The organism is Pseudomonas sp. 5Ae-yellow, assembly GCF_014077575.1.
Classification (GTDB): Bacteria; Pseudomonadota; Gammaproteobacteria; order Pseudomonadales; family Pseudomonadaceae; genus Halopseudomonas; species Halopseudomonas neustonica.
In genome coordinates, this window is sequence record NZ_JACGWE010000130.1 from 1 (window position 1) to 706 (window position 706).

Sequence of the window (706 nt, forward strand, 5' to 3'; positions counted from 1 at the left end):
CCGTGCTGAATGCCCCTGCTAATCAGCTTCATCGCCTGACCTAAAACCGCTGTACCCACCTGCGGGGACGCTCTCCCTGCCGGGAAAAGCCGTCTCCGCTTTCCAGTACGTTTAGAAATCGGAGAATCGCCATGAGCGCTACTCAAACCTCAGAAACCAAGTACTTTGACCTTCACACCACTGGTATCGGTTATCTCAATCGCCTGCGGGAGGTGACTCCGCGTAAGGGAAAACCTTTCATGGCTGTGACCGTCGCCGCTCTGAAGGGATCGGCAGATGCTTGCCTGAAAATCAATATGAAAGATTCCACTCGCCATGATAAGACCTCATCAGTTTAGATGCTTCGAGTGTAGATGTAGGGGGCGGTTCGCGGGAGGGAACGTGTAACAAATTGTGCCATCAAAATGACACTAAAGAGGGTGGTTTTTATCTTGGCGAACGGCGGCTCTAGAAGTTCTACGCAGTCCTGACTTTATTTTCAGTGAGTTACTAACTGCAGCCATGGTGATATCCAGCGTGCTAGAGAATTGACTTAGTCCTGTCATATCGGTTGGCAGCGAGCCGGCTAGCTGTCCGCTCCTGGCCCAGAGTGTGTAAAAACACTTTCCGTATGTTGGAGGCCTAAGCACAGCGCTCTTGGGCGAGGCGATTTCCCGAACATTTGCCAAGGTCAGCCCCGGTAGCGCGTCAGATCGTGTATGAAGCG

Annotated in this window: 1 pseudogene; it reads left to right on the forward strand. The window is 52.3% G+C overall.

From position 1 onward, the window contains the following. Nucleotides 1-131: 131 nt before the first annotated feature. Nucleotides 132-281: pseudogene (locus tag H4J77_RS19585) on the forward strand (DUF3577 domain-containing protein); the annotation flags it as partial. Between the last annotated feature and the right edge of the window lie 425 nt (nucleotides 282-706).